Genomic DNA, 19,235 nt, shown 5'->3' on the forward strand with positions numbered 1-19,235 from the left:
TCCGGCACGAATTATTCATGAAGCCGCGTAGGCGACTTTTGGGTCGCGGAAATAACGGCGCACGCGTTCGGGGTTTTGCTTAAGCATGGTCATGTGATCAGTCGCAGCAGCTCTGAGTTTTGCCTTGGTGCGCACTGGCACCTTTGAAGTGATGACGTGCTTGAGATCCGCATTCAGTCTTTCTTCGGGGTTGAGTTCAGGGCTGTAGCTGGGCAAGTAGAACAACTCGATTTTCTGTGCGTTCTCGGCAGCCCAAGCCTTTACAGGTTTGCTGTGATGAACTCTCAAGTTGTCCAGTATCAGAAACACCTTGCGGTCTGTATCCTTGATGAGCGCCTCCAGAAATTCAATGAGCTTGTCGGAGTTAAATGCCTCATCAATAATCATCCAGCGCGTTTTACCCTGATTGGTTACCGTCGCAATCATCGATAGCTTGTGGCGCGTGCCGCCTACTGCGAACGTCACAGGTGTCTTGCCCACCGGCGCATAGCTCCTGCCTCTGACATCCGTGTTGACTAGCGCCGTCTCGTCGCCCCAGTGAATTTCCGCACCTTCTGTTTTTGCTCTGGCTTCAATGGCCGGATATTGTTCATCAAGCCAAGCCTGGACGGCTTCAGGCCGCTGCTCGTATGCTTTTTTAATGGGTTTTTGTGGTGTAAAACCCCAACGTGCCAAGTAGTTGCCTACTGCCCGAATAGACAGCTTGATACCGTGCGCCAGCTCAATGTGCTGGCGCACAGCGGGCCTGCTCCATAGCGCAAAATCCATCTTGAGTTGTTCGGGGCGTCTGTCGCAGATGGTTTGTTGAATCGCCAGCTCTTGGCTAACCGTCAAGCGACGTCCACTGCCAGGTTTTTTACCCCGAACGCCGGGCTTGAGTGCCCCCGAACCTTCAGCCTTATACAACCGCAGCGCCGTATTGACTGCCGTCCAGCTCAGTCCCGTTTGCACCACGATCTCCATCACCGCCACACCTTTGCGGTGCATACGTATGACTTGCTTGCGTCGTTCATGCAGTACTTCTCGCGACTGCTTGCGGGCATCTTCTTTTTCCATACTCCATAGACATCGAAAACCAATAAAAATTCATTTATAAATCGTGCCGGGTCTATAACGGGAGCGACTTGGGAACAGTATGGTTCGCGATGCCCCCTATTTTCTACCAATTAGCACACACGCGATTACAATCATTGCAGCAAGCAGTTCCTGCCACGAAAGTGGTTCATCTAACAGTATCAAAGCTGCAAAAATTGTTAAGAATGGTTGAATAAGTTGAAGTTGACCGATACGCGCTATTCCGCCGAGAGCGAGGCCTTTGTACCAGACTACAAATGCCAAGAACATACTCACCACACTGACATAGATAAATCCCGTTAAACTTTGCCAACTGACATTGGACAGGCTATGTGGCATGGTTTTAAAGACAGGGTATAGCAGTATCGGGGCCGATAAAACAAGCGCCCAACTAATCGTTTGCCATGCGCCTAGTTCCTTTGAAAGCCGAGCACCTTCGGCATAGCCAAAACCTGCTGCGATCACCGCACCTAGAAGCAAAAAGTCTCCTGTTTGAAATGAATAATCACCGGTGGACAGTGAAAAAAATACAATTGTTAGGCTGCCCACTATCGTTGACGCCCAAAAAAGTGGTCGTGGGCGTTCTTTGGACAGCCATGCACCAAAAAGTGCGGTACATAACGGTATAAGGCCAACGACAACGGCTCCATGAGCCGCAGGTACAGTGGTCATCGCCCAAGTAGAAAACAAGGGAAAACCGATGACAACGCCCATTGCAATGCCGCCTAATCGGTACCACTGATTTCCAACAGGCTTTCGTGAACGAGTAATCGCGAGCACAAGCCCAGCTATGACAGCGGCAACAATTGCCCGACCAAGACCGACAAATGTGGGATCAAGTTCTGCAACTGCCATCCGAGTAGCTGGCAGCGTGAGACTAAATCCAATTACGCCAAGAAGTCCAAATACGATGCTTTGACTATGAATTGAAAAAGATTTCATTGTTGATTATTAACGAGGCCGCAGAAAAAAATCTTAGAATTCGAAAGAAGCGTTTGAAATATTATTCTGGGACTCCATTAACAAATCATTGTACGTCGAGATGCGTATGATCGTGGGTGCAAATGGTTCAGGCAAAAGTAGTCTTTTAGATTGAATTTAAAAGAATATTGGTCTAGCTATAGTCGTCCATCGAATATCGGCATAACGCCATTGATTTACCTGATAGTTATGAAATTATTTGAGCAATCCAAATAACGACCTTCTCTGAGTAAGACCTGTCACGAACTCATAAGCAAAGAAGTTGGACACTTGCCTTCGAAACCAATCAGCTATGAAGAGTTAGTGTGACAGACGGGCGTAGACTTTTACCTAATTTCCATCGTGATTGAAAGACTGTGGCGAGGAAAATAAAATGTTTGGCCGATTCGCATTGAATGAAAATCCAAAGAAGCTTGGCAAATTGTGGCAGCTGACCGACCACTTCGAATACCTGCCTTCCTAAAGCACTACCACATTATCTCGCATCTGTTCTATCACTGCTGATGCAGAAAAAACAGGCATCCCTATTCATCCTTGCCAATAAGCGCGTCAATTTTATTACTCAAGTCTTTGAGATTAAACGGCTTCGACATGTAATCATCCATTCCCGAACTAAGACAGCGCTCCTTTTCTCCTGCCATTGCATGAGCGGTTACCCCAATAATAGGCAGTCTTCTTTTCCCCCCATTCTTTTCTTCGTTTCGGAATAATTGAGTCGTCTCATATCCATTCAGTCCTGGCATCTGCACATCCATGAGCGCTGCATCATATTGTCGAGCTTTGATTTTTTTCAACGCCTCTGTTCCGTTTCTCGCAACGTCATAATCATACCCAAGGCTATCTAGAAATGCGCTAGCCACCATGATATTGGCCTCATGATCCTCTATGATGAGGATGCACGGTTTTTTACTTGAGATAGGGTCATGTAGGGTCGGCGTTATGAGAGCATTCTGATTGGCAAGATCCTCGGATGCGATACGAAGTTGCAGGCAAGCAGTGAACACCGAGCCAGCATTCAACTTACTCGTCACAGAAACCGTGCCTTCCATAGCGGTAACGAGGCTTTTCGTAATAGACAAACCCAGACCCGTGCCCCCGTATCGGCGATTAATGGACGTATCCGCTTGAACGAATTTTACAAAGATGAGGTCCAGCTTTTCCTCAGGAATACCGATACCAGTATCCGAAACGATAATGGAAATTTTAGAAAATCCAAGGTCGTCTCCCTCGTCATTCAAAATCTTTAAGGATACCTGCCCGTATTCAGTAAATTTGACGGCGTTACCACAGAGATTATTTAGTATCTGGCGCAGCCTCGTCGGATCACCACGGAAAATAAGCTTGTTTACACTTTCGAAGTCCGCGGTGAAGACAAGCCCTTTTTCCTTCGCCTGAACCGAAATTATGCTGACAACTTCTTCCACGAGTTTATAAAAGGAAAATGAAACGTCTTCGAGCTCCACGGTTCGAGCCTCAATCTTGGAAATATCGAGCAAGTCATTTATCAATGCAAGCAGTGAATCAGCTGAGGACTGAAGCGTTTTTATAAATTCCGTTTGTTTTGCCGTTAGAGGTAAACTCGTCGAAAGAATACTGGAAAGACCTATAACAGCATTCATCGGCGTCCTGATCTCGTGGCTCATTGTAGTTAAGAAGTCTGTTTTCGCCCTATTTGCTTCTTCCGCTTTTTTCTGTCCAAGCTTGACCTGATCATATAATCGGGCGTTATCAATACCCACGGCAGCTAAAGCAGCAATACCTTCTACCACCCGTACGTCGCGGTCCGCAAAAATGGCTTTATCCGGATGGCCAAAGAAAAGGCCTCCGATGACTGCGCCTCTCCGTGATACAACTGGCACAGCCAAATAACTTTTTACTGCCAGATGGCTCGCGGGCATTCCACCATGGGGTTTATTGTGTCCGTAGCGTGGATCAGCTGTAATATCGTCCGATATTATGGTGCCTTCCCCTTGGAAAGTAGGGTCGAATATTGCCGTTGCTCCAGGCATTCCCATATGGGAAAACGCTTCTTTTGGTGCTCCGGAAAGCGTATAGAGCAAAAACGCTTTTCCATCATCTTTAATGACATTATAAAAAAAAGCGCCGAAAGCAGCGCCCGTAACTTTTGTCGCTTCATCCGTTACCTGTTGGACCAATGATTTCATGTTAAGATTGGATGCTAGCACTGGTGCCAGGCGATTAAGCGTTTCCAGCGTTTCCTGCTCTTCGGCCAATTTTTTTTCAACTATAAGTGCTGAAAGTAATGCAGCCGTAGTTCTCTCACGCGCCCCCTCAGATTCTTCCAGAGCAATCTTCAGCCGCTCTTCAGAGTCCGCAAGTTCCTTTATTTTCATTCCGAACGCATCTTCCACACGTTTCCGCGCAGCTGCAATGCTTTTTACATTTTCAAGCACCGAAACGTATATTTGTTCATCCTCATCACTTAACATCTAGACACCTCCGATAATCTCACTTGCCAACAATGTGCCCCGAATACGCATCTCAATTTTAGCAAAGGCGGTATCTCGGCTTGTCGATGTGTCGTCACAAAAAGGAGAGAAGCCACAATCGTCCGTCGTGCCCAGTTGTTCAATTGGAATATACTTAGCAGCCTCAAGAATACTGTCCCTCACCTCTTCAGCAGCTTCAATCCGGGGATTTATAGGTGAAATTACTCCAACAAATATTGTCTGGTGAGGCTTGATATAGTTGCGAATAATATCGAGCACATAAGGGCGGTTTCGCTCGCCGGCTAATGATATATAAAAATTTCCAACATTTAACTCAAAAAGGCTAGGTAGCAGCTGGGCGTAATCGACGTCCGCGCTATGAGTGGAATCCTTGTCGCCGCCAGGACAGGTATGAATGCCTATCTTGCTTCTTTCTTCGGGAGAAAACCGAGCAAGCGCAAGATTATTGAGGTCAATAAAACCGGCCAGTAATTCGCCCGTCGGATCAACTTTCATAGCGAACCGACCCTCAGTAAAATCGATCTGAACTTTGGCAGCGCCCTTTGCAAAGCAACGACGTATCTCTGTCTCGTGTTCATTAAGCAGGTCTTCGATGAACCGCTCACGGGAATAATCGGGAATTGGGGTGGCTGGATACATAAGGCTTAAGGCAGAAGGAGCAATGACAGCCTGTTTGATCGGCACATGAGCGTATTGCATTGCCAAATCGAGGTAACGGTCAGCGTATCTTTTGTAATTAAAAGGGCCGCTGGTCAATCTTGGCATACGCCGTGTATGTCCTGCCTCAAAAGGAATTTTAAATCCATCTGGCGCAGTGTTCTTCAGACCATGAACGCAATAAGTCCAAAAATTATGATATTTCCTTTGTTCACCATCCGTAATCATTGGCGAACCGGTTGCTTCAAAACGCTCGATAGTGTCACGGACAGCCTCTTGATACAACAGTTCCAAAGCTGGATCGTCGCTTTCAGTTGTTTGAAGTGCTTCAACTAACTCGATAGGCCTGGGTATGCTTCCAATCGGTTCCGTTGGTATTTTCATATTTTTCGAATTCCTAGAAAAGGTATACAAATCTTCATCGCAATAATTGGCTAACTTTGAAGTAAGACTAACAAAGCCTATTGAACATTCTCTGTGCGATATGGTACATAGTGGATGATAAATAATGGTTCCTCTAGGAGGTAGCACCGGATAACTAGCCAATAGTTCACATTTCTTCAGTAAAGTCTTCTAATGACAAATAACAAATTAAGGAAGTTTTAATCTTGCAAATTGGTTTTACTGTTATTAGCATAGATAAAGATATTCGTCATATTGAGAGGTTCACCATGCCAGTGATCAAAGCACCGTACTTCCCTATTATCTACGTGCGTGGCTATGCCATGACGCGTGACGAGATTAACCAGACCACGGCCGACCCATTTTGCGGCTTCAACCTGGGCTCCACCGTCTATCGCGCCGTACCCGATAAGAATCAGAAGCCTCGAAAGTACGTTTTTGAATCCCCAGTTGTGCGCCTTGGCTCCGATTTTGGCTATAGTGACGTATATGAGGATGGCTACGACATCGTAGACCCAGAATGGGAAATGACTGCTGACGGCACACCGACCGACCATTTGCTCACAGGCCGCTCGATCGTGATCTACCGCTACTACGATCCGGCATCGACATTGCTAGGGGACAACCATACACCCAGCGTTGAAACTTTCGCCCAAGGCCTGGGAACCCTCGTGGCTCGTGTGCGCGAACTTGTGTGCAAAAACCCCGCCAACGGTATGGCACCGAAGGACTTTCGCTGCTACCTGGTTGCGCATTCGATGGGCGGCTTAGTTTGCCGAGCCTTTCTGCAGAACCCGGCCCTTGACCCCGGAAACATGTGTGCACACGTCGATAAGCTTTTCACCTATGCAACGCCGCATAACGGTATCGACCTGCTGGGAATCAACACGCCATCGTGGTTGACTGCCTTTGACATTGACAATTTTAACCGCCAAGACCGCATGACCGAGTATCTGAATCTGAAGAAAGCCTATGCTAAATACACACGGGTCGACTTGATGCCAGAGGATCGCTTTGCATCGCGCAAGGTATTCTGCATGGTCGGCACAAACCGCATGGATTACGACACAGCGGCAGGGCTGTCACGTACCTTTGTGGGCAACGGCAGTGACGGCTTAGTGCGTATTGCCAACGCCACCTTGATGGGTCTTAATGCCGACGGCTCAATCGGCGAGCCTTGTGCAAAAGCTTTCTCCTTCCGCTCTCATTCCGGGTATTTCGGCATCGTCAACAGTGAAGAGGCATTCCAAAACCTGACGCGCTTCTTGTTCGGGGACGTGCGTGTAGACCTGTGGCTCGACATTGAGGATATCCGCCTACCTATCGCGGTGCAGGCAGAGGCCGACGCCGGGCGTCGCGTCAATGCCCTCTATCAAATCGAAGTGCTAACTTCGCCGCGGGGCAAACTATGGTATCTGTCGCGGCGCACCGCTGAAGAGGATTCAGTAGCCTGCGTACCGCATGCCAATTGGAAGAAAGAAAAAGCGCAATATCTTTCCAGCGTTTTCCTGGCAAACCGTGCCAAAGTAAATCCGAAACGTCGCTCGCTTGCCTACAGCTTAACAATTGGTATTCGCGCCCCCGATTACGAAATCGAAAATCGCTTATGGATCAACGAGCATTACGAAGGTAGCTATCTGTTCCGCAATGCGCTCATTCTCGAAATGGTGCCTCCTCGCAATGAGAACGAAACTTGGAAGGTGAAGTATTCATGGCAAGGCGCCGGGATGGTGGCAGCGGAAACTGTGCTGGACGTAAAGCTCCTAGACAAAGGGAGGGTAGAGGTAGCAATACCGTTTGATAGTTACACGATGGATACAAATGGCATATATAAACTAGCATTCCCCGGCATCAAAGGAAGCCTGCGCTTTGTCATTTCGGCATGGAATGCGGAGCTAGAGATGGATGACTAGGTCCAGATAATATAAATCAGCATTTTCTTATTTAGAATTTTTGTAGCGCAAGCTATTCCACGTTTTCACCTCGCTAAACATGAAGTCCTGATCTAACAGTTACCGAATTTTTAGGGGGAATGTCAGATCAGATTGAGACTAGTTCATATAAATACGTGGTCTGCTTAGAGGGCCAATAATTGAAGTCATTTATATTTATTACATTAACAAGTTAAGGATGCTATTCCTTGATTTCTGATAAACGCATTTAAGTCTTATCCAATAATTTTCAGGCATCAATGGTTTAAATTCTTTAATCACCATTGTTTTAATTTTTCTGATAATGAGGTACATGAAAATTATAAGATGATCTTTATTAGGTATGTACCTCCAAACACAATAACGATTTATCGCCAACTCCCATAACTTAATTCTTGAGAAATATGGCAAGAGAATATTATCAGGATATGCGGGATTAACCGGATAAGGATGCTGTAATGTATTCCTATTCAAAAAAAAATTGTTGATTTGAACAGCGGGGTCATCCCCAAAATATTTTGAGAAATCCACCCAAGCATTTGGCCTCATATCTGCTTCAATAAAATATCTTTTTTGATCGTGATCTGATTGAATACAAGCAATGTTCACAAAACCATTTGCTCCAAGCGCCTTACCTAATAAATCTAATTCATCAAAAATCTCTTTTTGTAGATTTGCTATTTGTACATACGTTCTGAGTGCAGATGCGCCAAATTTGCCATTGACTCTCTCTATCCTCGAATAACTAAAATGTATCAACTTGCTTTCCTGATAAAAGCTACTCAAATCTAACTCAACTCCTTGAATCTTTTTTTGTAACAGAACAGGATATGTTTGTAATGTATTTAATAAAATTTCTACATCACCATTGTTCAAACATTCAAATACACCGAAACCTCCGCCAGAGACATCAATCTTGACGAGAACTGGATATCCTAAAGATTCAACGGATTTCTTTAGTTCGGATTTGTCTTTGGCGATGCGAAATTCTGGCGTAATAACTCCGAACTCTTGAAACACCTTAGAAAGCCCAATTTTAGAATAAATATGATGAAGATTTTTAATTGTCTGAATGGGTAGTAACTCTATTTTTTCTTCAACTGACAAATCTGAATTCAAGATTTTCTTTAATGTGTTGTCGTCACCAATAACAATTAATGAGTAATTATTTTTACTCTTTTCAGAAGCAACTCTAGCTATGTAATCAGGATTAGCTACAAATACAAAATTCCTTATAGATGGATGTTTTTTAAAGATATAGCTATTTGTTATAACGTCCACAGCAAAACCTGCCCTACTCAATAAAGTTGGCACCGCTATCATTAATTCAACATTTTCGCCCACTAGCAAGGCTTGGAAATTTTGCATTTTATTTTGTTCTAATTTTCTAAAGCTTTAAAGATAAACTGTACAAAGCCTTGCAGCAATAGGACTGTTAATTTACGGAGAGTTGTGTAATTCCTGCGGGATTGCGTCGGCCAAGACTTAGCTTCTAAAATTCATTATACGATTGCGGAAACGATTCTTGCTTTGATTTTGCATAATCTACCTAAAAGTACGATAACTATTCGATACCGATTTAGATACCGCATCAATGATGATTCCAATCATCAGTATCTAATACCACTCCGATGAAATTCTTGAAAAGCATATACGCCAAATAGATTTGTTTAGAATGCTCAGTGTGTAATTTAACCAATAATTTTTATGAACGGAGAGAAAATAAATTCTATTTTCGTAATCATGTTTGCGACGGCAGGCTTGATTAATTCAAACTATACACTAGCAGTAGATATGCCGGCAGAAGGCCAAGCTAAGTGTGGTACATGCCACGCCATCGACAAAAATATTTTTGGTCCGTCTTTTATGGCAATTTCTGAAAAATACAAGGGTGATAAAGACGCCGCGAACAAAATCGCTACTAGCATTACCATGGGTGGGTCGTTTGGCTGGTTATTTGGATCCATGCCGGCAAAAGGCTTGGGCGCAAATGATTCTGAAATCCAGTTTCTTTCAAAATTTATTGCTGATTTAGCAAAATAAGCTTGATCTATGCATTGTTACTAGTACCAAATGTAATGATTTTTATGTATATCAAGCCACGGTTAAATTTTACGGACCCTCTGGCTGAATCCATGAAGCATTGACTATCCAGTACTCTTTATAAACAAAGAAGCAGTTGCCAAACTGCGTTTATTGACCTCATGTGAGCTGAAGAAATAAATAGGTTAGGAACCGAGAATGCTCCCTATTCATAAAATTGTCCGTATCCACCCTCATTTGACTACTGCTGTACTTGCAGGCCTCGGTGTTGGGCTGACTCTTCCTTGGCAATGGAATCCTGTTACACGGGCATTAATTGGCTGGAATGTCACGATATGGTTTTATTTGTGTCTAATGGGATGGCTAATGACACGCGCAAGCCATATTAGAGTTCGTAAAATTGCCGAGCAAGAAGACAAAAGCGCGGTTGTTATTTTGGCCATTATGTCGATTGCTGCGATAGTTAGTATTGCTGCAATTATTCTAGAGTTGTCGTCCATCAAGAGCTTACCCTTCACTCATCGCTGGGCTCACTATGCCTTTACCTGGATTACCGTACTTGGCTCCTGGTGCCTCGTCCCAACCCTGTTCACATTCCATTATGCACGTATTTTTTATAGGTCGCCCATAGACCGACGGGCACTAAGTTTTCCAGATCAAGAAGAGAATCTTGACTACTGGGATTTCCTTTACTTCTCATTTACTATCGCGGTTGCCGCCCAAACATCAGATGTCACAATTATGTCGCATTTGATGCGGAAGACTGTGCTGGCGCAATCGATTCTCAGCTTTTTATTCAACGTCGCCATTCTTGGCCTGTCGATCAATATAGCGGCGAGCTTAGTAGGATCATAAGTCTAGACAGATAGCCCACCACTGCTATAAATCACTGCTGTCCAGAATAAAATTCCTCTTTGCCATAGCAAGGCTTATGCCGGGTAAGGACTTCTCTGCCGCAGTCGACCCAATCTATATGTTCCATCGTGCTCGTAGGTGCTTGCACTTTTATAGCCCAGCACTTAACTACACCTTATAGATTCGGCACAATTAAAGATAAAACTATCGAGCAAAACTCCACCGCGCCGCCCCCTCCGGCACTGCTTTCTGGCCTGCTCAAATGCCGCATATGTAACATATGTGGCTATGCCATGACACTAGTTACAGCAAAATGGGAGCCAATTCGGCAGCAAATTATAGTTACCGACTGCCTTCTATGTTTTTCAAAAAGTATTGACATGTAACTTCTCAGTCAATAGCCACTCATTGCACTTTAGTCGGATCTCTTCCCTACATTTCTATATTGTTGAGCTAACCCGACTGACTCAATTAAGTATTTTTTATTGTCCACAAATACTGTGGATAACAATGTGAGCAATTTCACTATAACTAGCCTAACTATTAATTTAATATACGGTTTTGCCCCGCCGCTCATTTCATAGGCATAAATTATTAACAATTAAAACAATCACTTAATTTTATCACTCAATTGCATTTTAAAAATGTTCCACATTACTGGGTACGTTAGTACCTTGTGAATAACCAGCATAATGTCAAGTACTTTTGTTAAACTTTATCCAAATTTATGCAAGCATCTTACCGTGAACAACATTGCATGGACTGCTCCCTACGAAAAGAATGACCTATTCCACGAAATAAAAATATGAGTTCGATAACGCACAGATAACTGTAATATAAAAATTTATGATCTATCTGTTTCCTACCTTTAGTAATACAACTGAAAATAATTTAACTATGCGTATTTGTATCTTAAGCATGTCCATTACTTTCGTTGAAAAATGGGAAACAATTTAAAAAATTATGCTAAATCACGAGGAACTGACAATGAAAAATCTAATGAATGTAATTGTTATAAGTGCCTTTGGATTAGGTGTCACACCTGCCTATTCTCAAGGATCAGAAGCCAGAAATATAAAAATTAACAATCATAATGAACACAATATCAACATGCTTCAATGTGCCAAAACTGCCATTAAGAAACATCCTGGCGCTGTAATCGAGGCGGAATTTGAAAAAAAGGACGATAAGTTTATATTCGAAGTTGAGGTACAAGGAAAAGACGGGAAAAATTGGGAAGTAATATGTGATGCCATTACTGGCGATGTTATAAAAGACGAGGAAGACAAGAAAGACAAAAAAGAAGGCGAAAAAGAAGAGAAAAAATAATACTTAAGAACGGACCACAGCTAATTAATACGCCACCCGACCTCTCCAGTTCAACTAGTACCAATTCATAGTATCGTTCAGTGCCAGTTCAGAGGAAATTATTCATGATTCATGGAATAAATTTACTTCCAAAAAGGCTTGTTCTTTTATTCGATAAGCTAAAAATCAGGTAGCGTATTGAAAAATCAGGGCGCACTTAAACTTGCGGTATTTATAACAATTTATAAAGATGTCCAAACAAAATTAGAAACTGTATTGAGTGCGGAAAGAAATGACAGACGGACTGTCCGTGCGATCCGGGGTGCCGGTCCCAGCATTGCCAATATCAGCTTCAGCGAGGTAGTAATTCAGCATGACACGTGCATTCGGTTTTACATACCAATTGACGCCTAATGTAATTGACTGTACTTGGCATTCCGAGGTACCCGTAGCACAAGGATTAGCAGTCAAGCTCTGATCTTTATTCTCTACGAAGTTATAACGTGCGGCGACTTCCACTGCACCCCATTTTCCAATTTTTTTTGGTTTGCTGAAAGCACCACGGTCCTTCTGATAAACCGTTTGTTCACCCGTTACAAACCAACTAGCCTGTAAGTAATAGGCCTGTAAATCAGAACCTTGCTGTGCACCAGCAACCAAATGCGTGTTATCGAGTTTCACGGTTGCGTATTCTGCTTGCAAAGTGACCGGTCCGATTGCATAGGCTGTTTCTACTGCAAAAATAGTCTCACTATTTTCGTAAGACAATTCCATGCCCATACCGGCAGTACCAAATGACTTTCTAATGCCGCGACGTCCGCCATAAATCGCAACCGGGTTCGCAGGAATCGATCCCGCGGCGGGATTGTCCACGCTGTATGAGAGACCCAGATGAAGAGTGTTACCTTCTTCAGAAATTGGCACCCAAAATACTCTACCACCATAAGTTAAACCTTTCAGGGGTAGTCCCACATGAGCCAGTTTCATGACATCCGCTGCATAGCCAAATTGGTTTGCAATGATCCCTTTATAACCCACACCCATCAGAAATTGCCGGGCGTTAAAAATACCAGTGGATGAAGTCGATGGACGTTCCATCATGGTAATTTCATTGGAGCTAGTTAGCTCTTCCATGCCACGATAGGGCTTAAATTGCCCGATCACAAGATCACCTCGTCCCAGTGTGGTTGAAACCCACATTTCACGTGTGCTATCAGGGTAAGTACCCGCTGAAAAATCATTCTCAAACTTATATTTCCAACCATAAAACTTGCCTGATAGCGTTAAGTAGGTACGGCGTAAATTGAAGCCGCTGCGATCTTCAATAGTTGGTAATTGACTACCAAACGCTGGGAATGCGGAATCAATATTATCCTTGTTGAACAGATGCGCATCCAAATGGACACGTCCACTTATTGCCATCTCAAAACGGCCTTCTTCCGTCTTAATTTCCAAACCGTCTTTAATTTTGCCAGGATCTGCATTAGCTGAAGTTATGCAAACTCCCAAAAACACCACCAATACAAGATATTTCATAACAATATGTATATTTATTTTCACAATTAAAATAAGCTAGGGAAGCGCTGATTAACTCGCGTTTCAGAATTTAACACATTTAAAAATCAATTGGTTACGCGCGAAATTCCGCGAAATTTTGAATTAATCAGCGTCTCCCTAGGGCTTGCTGGCATGATTTGGATAATAAAAATTAGCAATGGGCGGTAGGTCGAGAAGCTAAAAATAAATTCCTCACAATCATATAGTGCTGTATTTCCGAAATAACGCAAAAAAATCCAGATCACCACCAATCTGTATTACTTAATGTGGTCACAGTCCAGTGAGAATGTTTCTTCGTATCTTGCTTGCAGCTCTTGTAACGTGACTCACTCTCCTGAAGAGAAATAGCTGCCTGTTATCATACACACTTACCTCATTTATTATGAGAACAATTCTCATTATAAATCGCTCAAGATACTTAAAGAATAGTGAATTGAATGATGGCGCGCCCATACAAATCCATTAGGTGCTAACTGTAAAAGCCATCCTCAATTTTATTGTGTTTTCATGCACGGATCGTTGAATAAACATATCACTAAATCAAGCGATCCCCCACACAACATTTACAAACGCAGTCCTCTCAACTTGAATAGATTCGGCCCATATTGATAGATTGAACTTCAAGTTAATGTTTGGGTCGAAAAAGACTCGATACCAGAATGCTTAACCTAGCTGAGCTAACGGCAGTGAGCTAAGGTAAGTGCCCGTTATGCAGCCAAGAGGGTGGCACATCCCATACGCATGGACAGTTGTGATAAAGATTGCGCGCTTACTATTGAGCTGAAGAAGTAAGGTGCAGCGCATCATCTGTGATAAACGCCCCGAGCAGTTGAAAAGGGAGTGACTGTAGAGTCAGATAATTAAGTCACACTTTAAAAATATAACAATTCGGAGACGATAAAAATGACACCGCAATCCCTGCAGTACTACTTTCGGCACCTAAAAGATGACTTACCTGCGGGTATAGTAGTATTTTTAGTAGCGCTTCCACTATGTCTTGGCGTTGCTCTTGCATCAGGAGCGCCTTTATTCGCAGGATTGATAGCAGGAATGGTTGGTGGTCTGATACTCGCTTGGTTGAGCGGTTCACAACTTAGCATCTCAGGCCCTGCGGCTGGATTAACTGTAATTATTTATAATGCTATTGAAACATTAGGTAGCTTCCAGGGATTTTTAGTTGCAGTGGTTATTGCAGGTATCATGCAATTGATAGCTGGCTTTCTCAAAGCGGGGATTATTGGAGCTTTTTTTCCTTCCTCTGTTATCAAAGGAATGCTAGCTGCTATTGGCTTGATTCTTATAATCAAACAAATTCCTCATGCGACTGGATACAATGAAAATTTTGAAGGTCCTTTAGCCTATAAAAATGAAGATGTGCATGAGTTTTTTCTTCCGATATTTGATGCATTTAGTTCCATTTCACATGGCGTCATACTGATAACCACCGTTGCCTTACTTATACTATTAATTTGGGAAAGGCCATGGTTTAAAAACCAGAAATTTTTTAAACTAATTCCTGGTCCATTAGTCGCCGTAATATGGGGAGTTCTTTATAATTTAGCTGCTGAACGATGGGCGCCGGATTGGGCGGTCAGCGCAATTCACATCGTAAATGTTCCCGTATCAAATGATGTCAGCGAATTTTTGAATAATTTCACATTTCCAGATTACAGTTTTTGGACTAATCCTCAGGTTTACCTTATTGCAGCAACGCTAGCTATCATAGGTAGCCTCGAAACATTATTAAGTCTTGAGGCAGTAGATAAGCTGGATCCCTTAAAACGTACTTCACCGACTAACAGGGAACTGAAAGCACAAGGAGTTGGCAATATTATTAGTGGACTAATTGGGGGGCTTCCGATTACTGCTGTCATTGTGCGCAGTGCAAGCAATATTGCCGCTGGTGGTAAAACCCCGCTATCCTGTTTTATTCATGGCTTATGTATATTGCTTAGCGTAATGTTCTTCGCGAAATACATAAATTATGTCCCCCTGGGGTGCCTGTCGGCCATTTTGCTGCATATTGGCTTTAAACTGGCTAAGCCTAAGTTATTTAAAGAATTTTATCGGAAGGGCTTAAGTCAATTATTACCTTTTATTATTACAATAATTGCGATTTTAACCACCGATTTATTAATAGGCATGTCAATTGGTATGGTAGTTGGTTTATTTTTTGTAATAAAGGCAAATTATCGTGCGGCCATTACTCTAACTCAAGATAAATCGTTTTATATATTAACGTTTAACAAAGATGCTGGTTTTCTAAATAAATATCTATTAAGAAAGCTTCTTTCGCATGTTAAATCAAACAGTACGCTCACAATTGATGCCAGCAAATCCCAAATTATTGATCCTGATATTATCGAAACAATAGATGATTTTTTAATAACGGCTCCAAATCATAATATTTCCGTTGAAATTTATGATCTTTACGGCAAGGAAAATTTAAAGAGACATGAAGAGTTTATTATATTAAAAGACCACTATGATAAAAGCACTTCAGGTAGTAACCTGACTCTAAGGAATAAGATTATGGGACTATGAAATAAATTATGACGTCGAAGTAAAGTAACTTTCTGTTCTTGGCGACTCAGCTCTCAAAATATATTCTTAGTAAACATACCATGTTCGTTGAACGTGGTATGTTTACTTTAAAGCGTAATATTAGATTAACAATTAAATTGTCTCTAATTGACTACCAATAATTATGATTATATTTAATATGTTACGTATCGATAGTAAATAATGTCTTCGAAAAGAGACATTATTATAAGATAACCATATCTAATAATTTCGTAAGTACCTGCTTTGTATTCATTATATAAACTGGCATATATTTTGCTATTTATTAAAGCACTGGCATAAGGTCAGTTTTGAATTAACTTTTTAAAGGAAATAAATATAATGAAAAATTTAATGAATATGCTACTTTTTGCTTTGGTATCTATTGTTACTTTACCGTCATTTGCAAGCACTCCTCAGTCGGCAGCAGATTGCCAAAAAACCCATGCTGGTGATAAAGACAAAATCCAAGCTTGTATCGCCGGCTTGAAGAAATAGTTAAACGACCTCCGGCCAAGCCGGAGGTTTTTGATGTCCTGCTCAAAACAACAAATCATAAGCACTAGACAACAACAGCCATAGTGTCATGCAGTATTCTTAAAAAGCTTATTAAAGCTGCGAAATTTAAAGTGTGTTTTGAATATCAACGATAAACATGTGTTGCCTCTAGAAACCATTCTAATCAATTAAAGAAGCCTATTTCACCGACCTGTTGCAACCAAATGGCATTAGCGGGAGATTGAATCGGAATGATTTCCCAGATGAAGCATGGCAGGAAATATTTCAGCTGAACAACGAGCTTTGCTGGATGCGCCCGTCTGACTAAATTTAACGAGAATCACGGTTAATCAATGTCCAATAATTCCCACTTTCAGCATTAGAATATTTTTTGAATGTTTGCTGAAAATTACCGCGCCGTTTACTGAGAAAATGTCGAGGCTAATTAACAAATCAGCTATTTATATTTACACCACTGGCTCTCACAAGGAATACCATTCGGACGTCCATTTTCACTCCCGAACAGTTTCGCAGACAATATGTTGCTTCATCGCAAGAGGCCATTTGAGAGCAATGAACTCTACCATCACATCTGAAATTACTTGGATTGGCAATACTCGTTATAGGCTCATTTCGCTCTGGTAATAACTCTCTACCAACTTGCTATTTTTGTTGCTCATTAGCTTTCGCCAAGCTTTCTCTTTGAAATTTCGTGTAACCAGCCCATGCAATACCACCAATGATGAGTGTTCTAAAACCTTAGCAATTTATTTTGCTGCCCTTTACGTCCATAACTGCTTGCATATAGCATAACCTACGGTAGCCGCGCATTCCCATCTGACTCTCAATGCACAAAATACTGGCCACTCTGTGGGGCAGGTGTTGTAGATGCCTACAATACCTTGCTGGCAGTGAATGCATTCAAACCTTTTTTTCTAGTATATGAATACTACAATGTTGATCTGAATCATTTTTTTCGTACCGGATCAAGGTCTGAATCATTCTCAGTTCTGTCAGGTGGGGCTGGGCCTGGCTGGCGTGATACTAAGGGATATTTTCTAGCATGGAGACAGGCTTCTCAAGGCGCGGTGCCAGTATGCAGGTTTTATGGAACACCAGGAAAAGGGCCGAATTCACATTTTTATACCGCAGACCCAGGCGAGTGCAACCAGGTAAAAAATGATCCCGGCTGGACATATGAAGGAATCGCGTTTTACGTGAAATTGCCAGTAAATAATACCTGTCCGGGAGACACCATACCTATCTACCGTCTTTATAATAATCGATGGATGTATAACGACTCCAACCACCGCTTTACCACTGACACGACTGAAGTGAAAGCGATGGCTCTTAAGAACTGGGTATCAGAAGGTTTGGTTATGTGTGGTGCCGGCGGTTGATTCTAACTAGTTTCATAATTTTTTCGTGATGCTAGAGATTTTACCTTTTTTATAAATCAACTTTGGATACATGCTCCTCGAATTCTTTCCCGTCCTATGTGGTACCTACTTAGCAGGCACTTCCACTCGTTCGCCTGGGTTGAGATTTCTGCCCACCGTGGAGGTCGATAATGCAGAGCAAAGCTGCCAAAGCCCCCTAAAGGCTTTCATTTGATAACGTATTGGATACGTGCATCTAATGATTACCTTATATTACGGAAAAATCCTCCCTTCACGTTTCATGAGCACCTCATCTGACACACCGACCTCGGCTATACCGCTGAAATCGATATCGACATGGGACTTACCACCGAAACCAGAACCCGTTTTACTCTTCATAAAATTATCCAGTGCCAGCTTGTAGGCGGCATCTGGCAGGGGTATGTACTTCACTTCCTCTACCAAATTCGATGCTTGCTTGAGATAGAATTCGACAAACTCCTTGACCTCAGGTTTTTGTGCAGCTTTCGCGTTAACGTAGATGAAGATGGGGCGTGAAAGGGGTCGATAGGTACTGTCCTTAACCGTTTCCAAGCTGGGCAGCACTGGCGGCTTACCTTCCGCCGATCTAATGGGGACAGCTTTCAGTTTATTGATGTTTTCAGCGTAATATGCATAACCGACGTAGCCAATGGCATCCTTATCGCCAGAAACACCCTGTACCAGCAATTTATCGTCGTCAAACGCAGGGTAATCGAGACGACTGGACTTGGCCTTGCCCACAATAACTTCAGTGAAAAAATCGAAGGTACCTGAGTCAGAATCGGGACCAAATAATTTCAGGGGAGCATTTGGCCAGGCAGGATTAATCTGATTCCAATTAGTCATTTTGCCTTGCGCTATTGGCTCCCACATTTTCTTGAGCTCGGCCACGGTCATACTATTCACCCAATTATTTTGAGGGTTGACCACCACGGTCAGCGCATCGTAAGCCACAGGCAACTCAATATATTTAATGCCGTGCTTATTGCATTCTTTCATTTCTTCACTCAGGATCGGGCGAGAGGCGTTAGCGATATCAATCTCTCCACGGCAGAGCTTCTTGAATCCGCCACTGGTGCCGGAAATACCGACGGTCACTTTAATGGCGTCTTTTTTGCTTTTCTGGAACTCTTCTGTCACTGCCTCTGTAACAGGATAGACAGTGCTTGAGCCATCAATCTTGATGATCGCGACGGCGCCCGCAGTGGTTGGGGTGCTCATTAATATACTCAATGCAGCGGTCACACCCAGTACTTTAAGACTGTGCGATTTCAACATTTTTCTCTCCATTCGGTTAATTGGGTCACCACCACATGGCAGCGTCACTATATTAAGCTCCTAATGTTGCAGAATTGTGACATCTCTGATTCACCCAATACAAATTATTGATGAACTTGAGGTTTATGCAAAATTACCAATGAAATATTCATAAAATTTTCTATTTCATTGCATTATCCAGGTTGCCGATTAGTAAA

General features: G+C 42.7%; 14 protein-coding genes. 7 read left to right on the forward strand and 7 right to left on the reverse strand.

Annotation, left to right across the window (positions count from 1 at the left end; genetic code table 11):
* Positions 1-15 precede the first annotated feature (15 nt).
* The 4 genes from MKZ32_RS08735 to MKZ32_RS08750 all read right to left on the reverse strand — a co-directional run bounded on the left by MKZ32_RS08735 (position 16) and on the right by MKZ32_RS08750 (position 5,567).
* A complete protein-coding gene (locus tag MKZ32_RS08735) occupies positions 16-1,056 on the reverse strand; it encodes an IS630 family transposase (protein WP_239796917.1) in 1,041 nt (346 codons plus the stop codon).
* Positions 1,057-1,152: 96 nt separating this feature from the next.
* Positions 1,153-2,016 (reverse strand): DMT family transporter, encoded by an 864-nt coding sequence (locus tag MKZ32_RS08740; RefSeq protein WP_239796918.1) that lies wholly within the window; start codon positions 2,014-2,016, stop codon positions 1,153-1,155.
* Positions 2,017-2,579: 563 nt separating this feature from the next.
* Entirely contained in the window at positions 2,580-4,505 is a 1,926-nt protein-coding gene (locus MKZ32_RS08745; RefSeq protein ID WP_239796919.1) for a hybrid sensor histidine kinase/response regulator, read from the reverse strand.
* Positions 4,506-5,567, reverse strand: coding sequence for a uroporphyrinogen decarboxylase/cobalamine-independent methonine synthase family protein (locus MKZ32_RS08750; protein ID WP_239796920.1), 1,062 nt, complete (start codon positions 5,565-5,567; stop codon positions 4,506-4,508).
* Positions 5,568-5,791: 224 nt separating this feature from the next.
* On the opposite strand from MKZ32_RS08750, the gene MKZ32_RS08755 reads away from it, so the two are divergent.
* On the forward strand, positions 5,792-7,498 hold the full coding sequence (locus MKZ32_RS08755) for a lipase family protein (RefSeq protein WP_239796921.1): 1,707 nt from the start codon (positions 5,792-5,794) through the stop codon (positions 7,496-7,498).
* 198 nt (positions 7,499-7,696) lie between these two features.
* Here MKZ32_RS08755 and MKZ32_RS08760 read toward each other — a convergent pair whose 3' ends face one another.
* On the reverse strand, positions 7,697-8,884 hold the full coding sequence (locus MKZ32_RS08760; RefSeq protein WP_239796922.1) for an ATP-grasp domain-containing protein: 1,188 nt from the start codon (positions 8,882-8,884) through the stop codon (positions 7,697-7,699).
* A 339-nt stretch (positions 8,885-9,223) separates the two neighbouring features.
* On the opposite strand from MKZ32_RS08760, the gene MKZ32_RS08765 reads away from it, so the two are divergent.
* From MKZ32_RS08765 to MKZ32_RS08775, 3 genes are all read left to right on the forward strand, one after another.
* Positions 9,224-9,559 (forward strand): c-type cytochrome, encoded by a 336-nt coding sequence (locus tag MKZ32_RS08765; protein WP_239796923.1) that lies wholly within the window; start codon positions 9,224-9,226, stop codon positions 9,557-9,559.
* 198 nt (positions 9,560-9,757) lie between these two features.
* Positions 9,758-10,414, forward strand: a complete 657-nt coding sequence (locus MKZ32_RS08770; RefSeq protein WP_239796924.1) for a DUF1345 domain-containing protein — start codon at positions 9,758-9,760, stop codon at positions 10,412-10,414.
* 987 nt (positions 10,415-11,401) lie between these two features.
* Positions 11,402-11,743, forward strand: coding sequence for a PepSY domain-containing protein (locus tag MKZ32_RS08775; protein ID WP_239796925.1), 342 nt, complete (start codon positions 11,402-11,404; stop codon positions 11,741-11,743).
* Positions 11,744-11,986: 243 nt separating this feature from the next.
* On the opposite strand, the gene MKZ32_RS08780 is transcribed toward MKZ32_RS08775, so the two are convergent.
* Positions 11,987-13,258, reverse strand: a complete 1,272-nt coding sequence (locus tag MKZ32_RS08780; RefSeq protein ID WP_239796926.1) for an OprO/OprP family phosphate-selective porin — start codon at positions 13,256-13,258, stop codon at positions 11,987-11,989.
* Positions 13,259-14,182: 924 nt separating this feature from the next.
* On the opposite strand from MKZ32_RS08780, the gene MKZ32_RS08785 reads away from it, so the two are divergent.
* The 3 genes from MKZ32_RS08785 to MKZ32_RS08795 all read left to right on the forward strand — a co-directional run bounded on the left by MKZ32_RS08785 (position 14,183) and on the right by MKZ32_RS08795 (position 17,739).
* Entirely contained in the window at positions 14,183-15,823 is a 1,641-nt protein-coding gene (locus MKZ32_RS08785) for a SulP family inorganic anion transporter (RefSeq protein WP_239796927.1), read from the forward strand.
* 360 nt (positions 15,824-16,183) lie between these two features.
* On the forward strand, positions 16,184-16,339 hold the full coding sequence (locus MKZ32_RS08790) for a hypothetical protein (protein ID WP_239796928.1): 156 nt from the start codon (positions 16,184-16,186) through the stop codon (positions 16,337-16,339).
* Positions 16,340-17,250: 911 nt separating this feature from the next.
* Positions 17,251-17,739: a hypothetical protein gene (locus MKZ32_RS08795; protein WP_239796929.1), complete on the forward strand. Its 489-nt coding sequence runs from the start codon at positions 17,251-17,253 to the stop codon at positions 17,737-17,739.
* 252 nt (positions 17,740-17,991) lie between these two features.
* On the opposite strand, the gene MKZ32_RS08800 is transcribed toward MKZ32_RS08795, so the two are convergent.
* The gene (locus MKZ32_RS08800; protein WP_239796930.1) at positions 17,992-19,038 is read right to left on the reverse strand and encodes a PstS family phosphate ABC transporter substrate-binding protein; all 1,047 of its coding nucleotides are present in this window, start codon (positions 19,036-19,038) and stop codon (positions 17,992-17,994) included.
* Positions 19,039-19,235: the final 197 nt, after the last annotated feature.

Source organism: Candidatus Nitrotoga arctica, from assembly GCF_918378365.1.
Lineage (GTDB): Bacteria > Pseudomonadota > Gammaproteobacteria > Burkholderiales > Gallionellaceae > Nitrotoga > Nitrotoga arctica.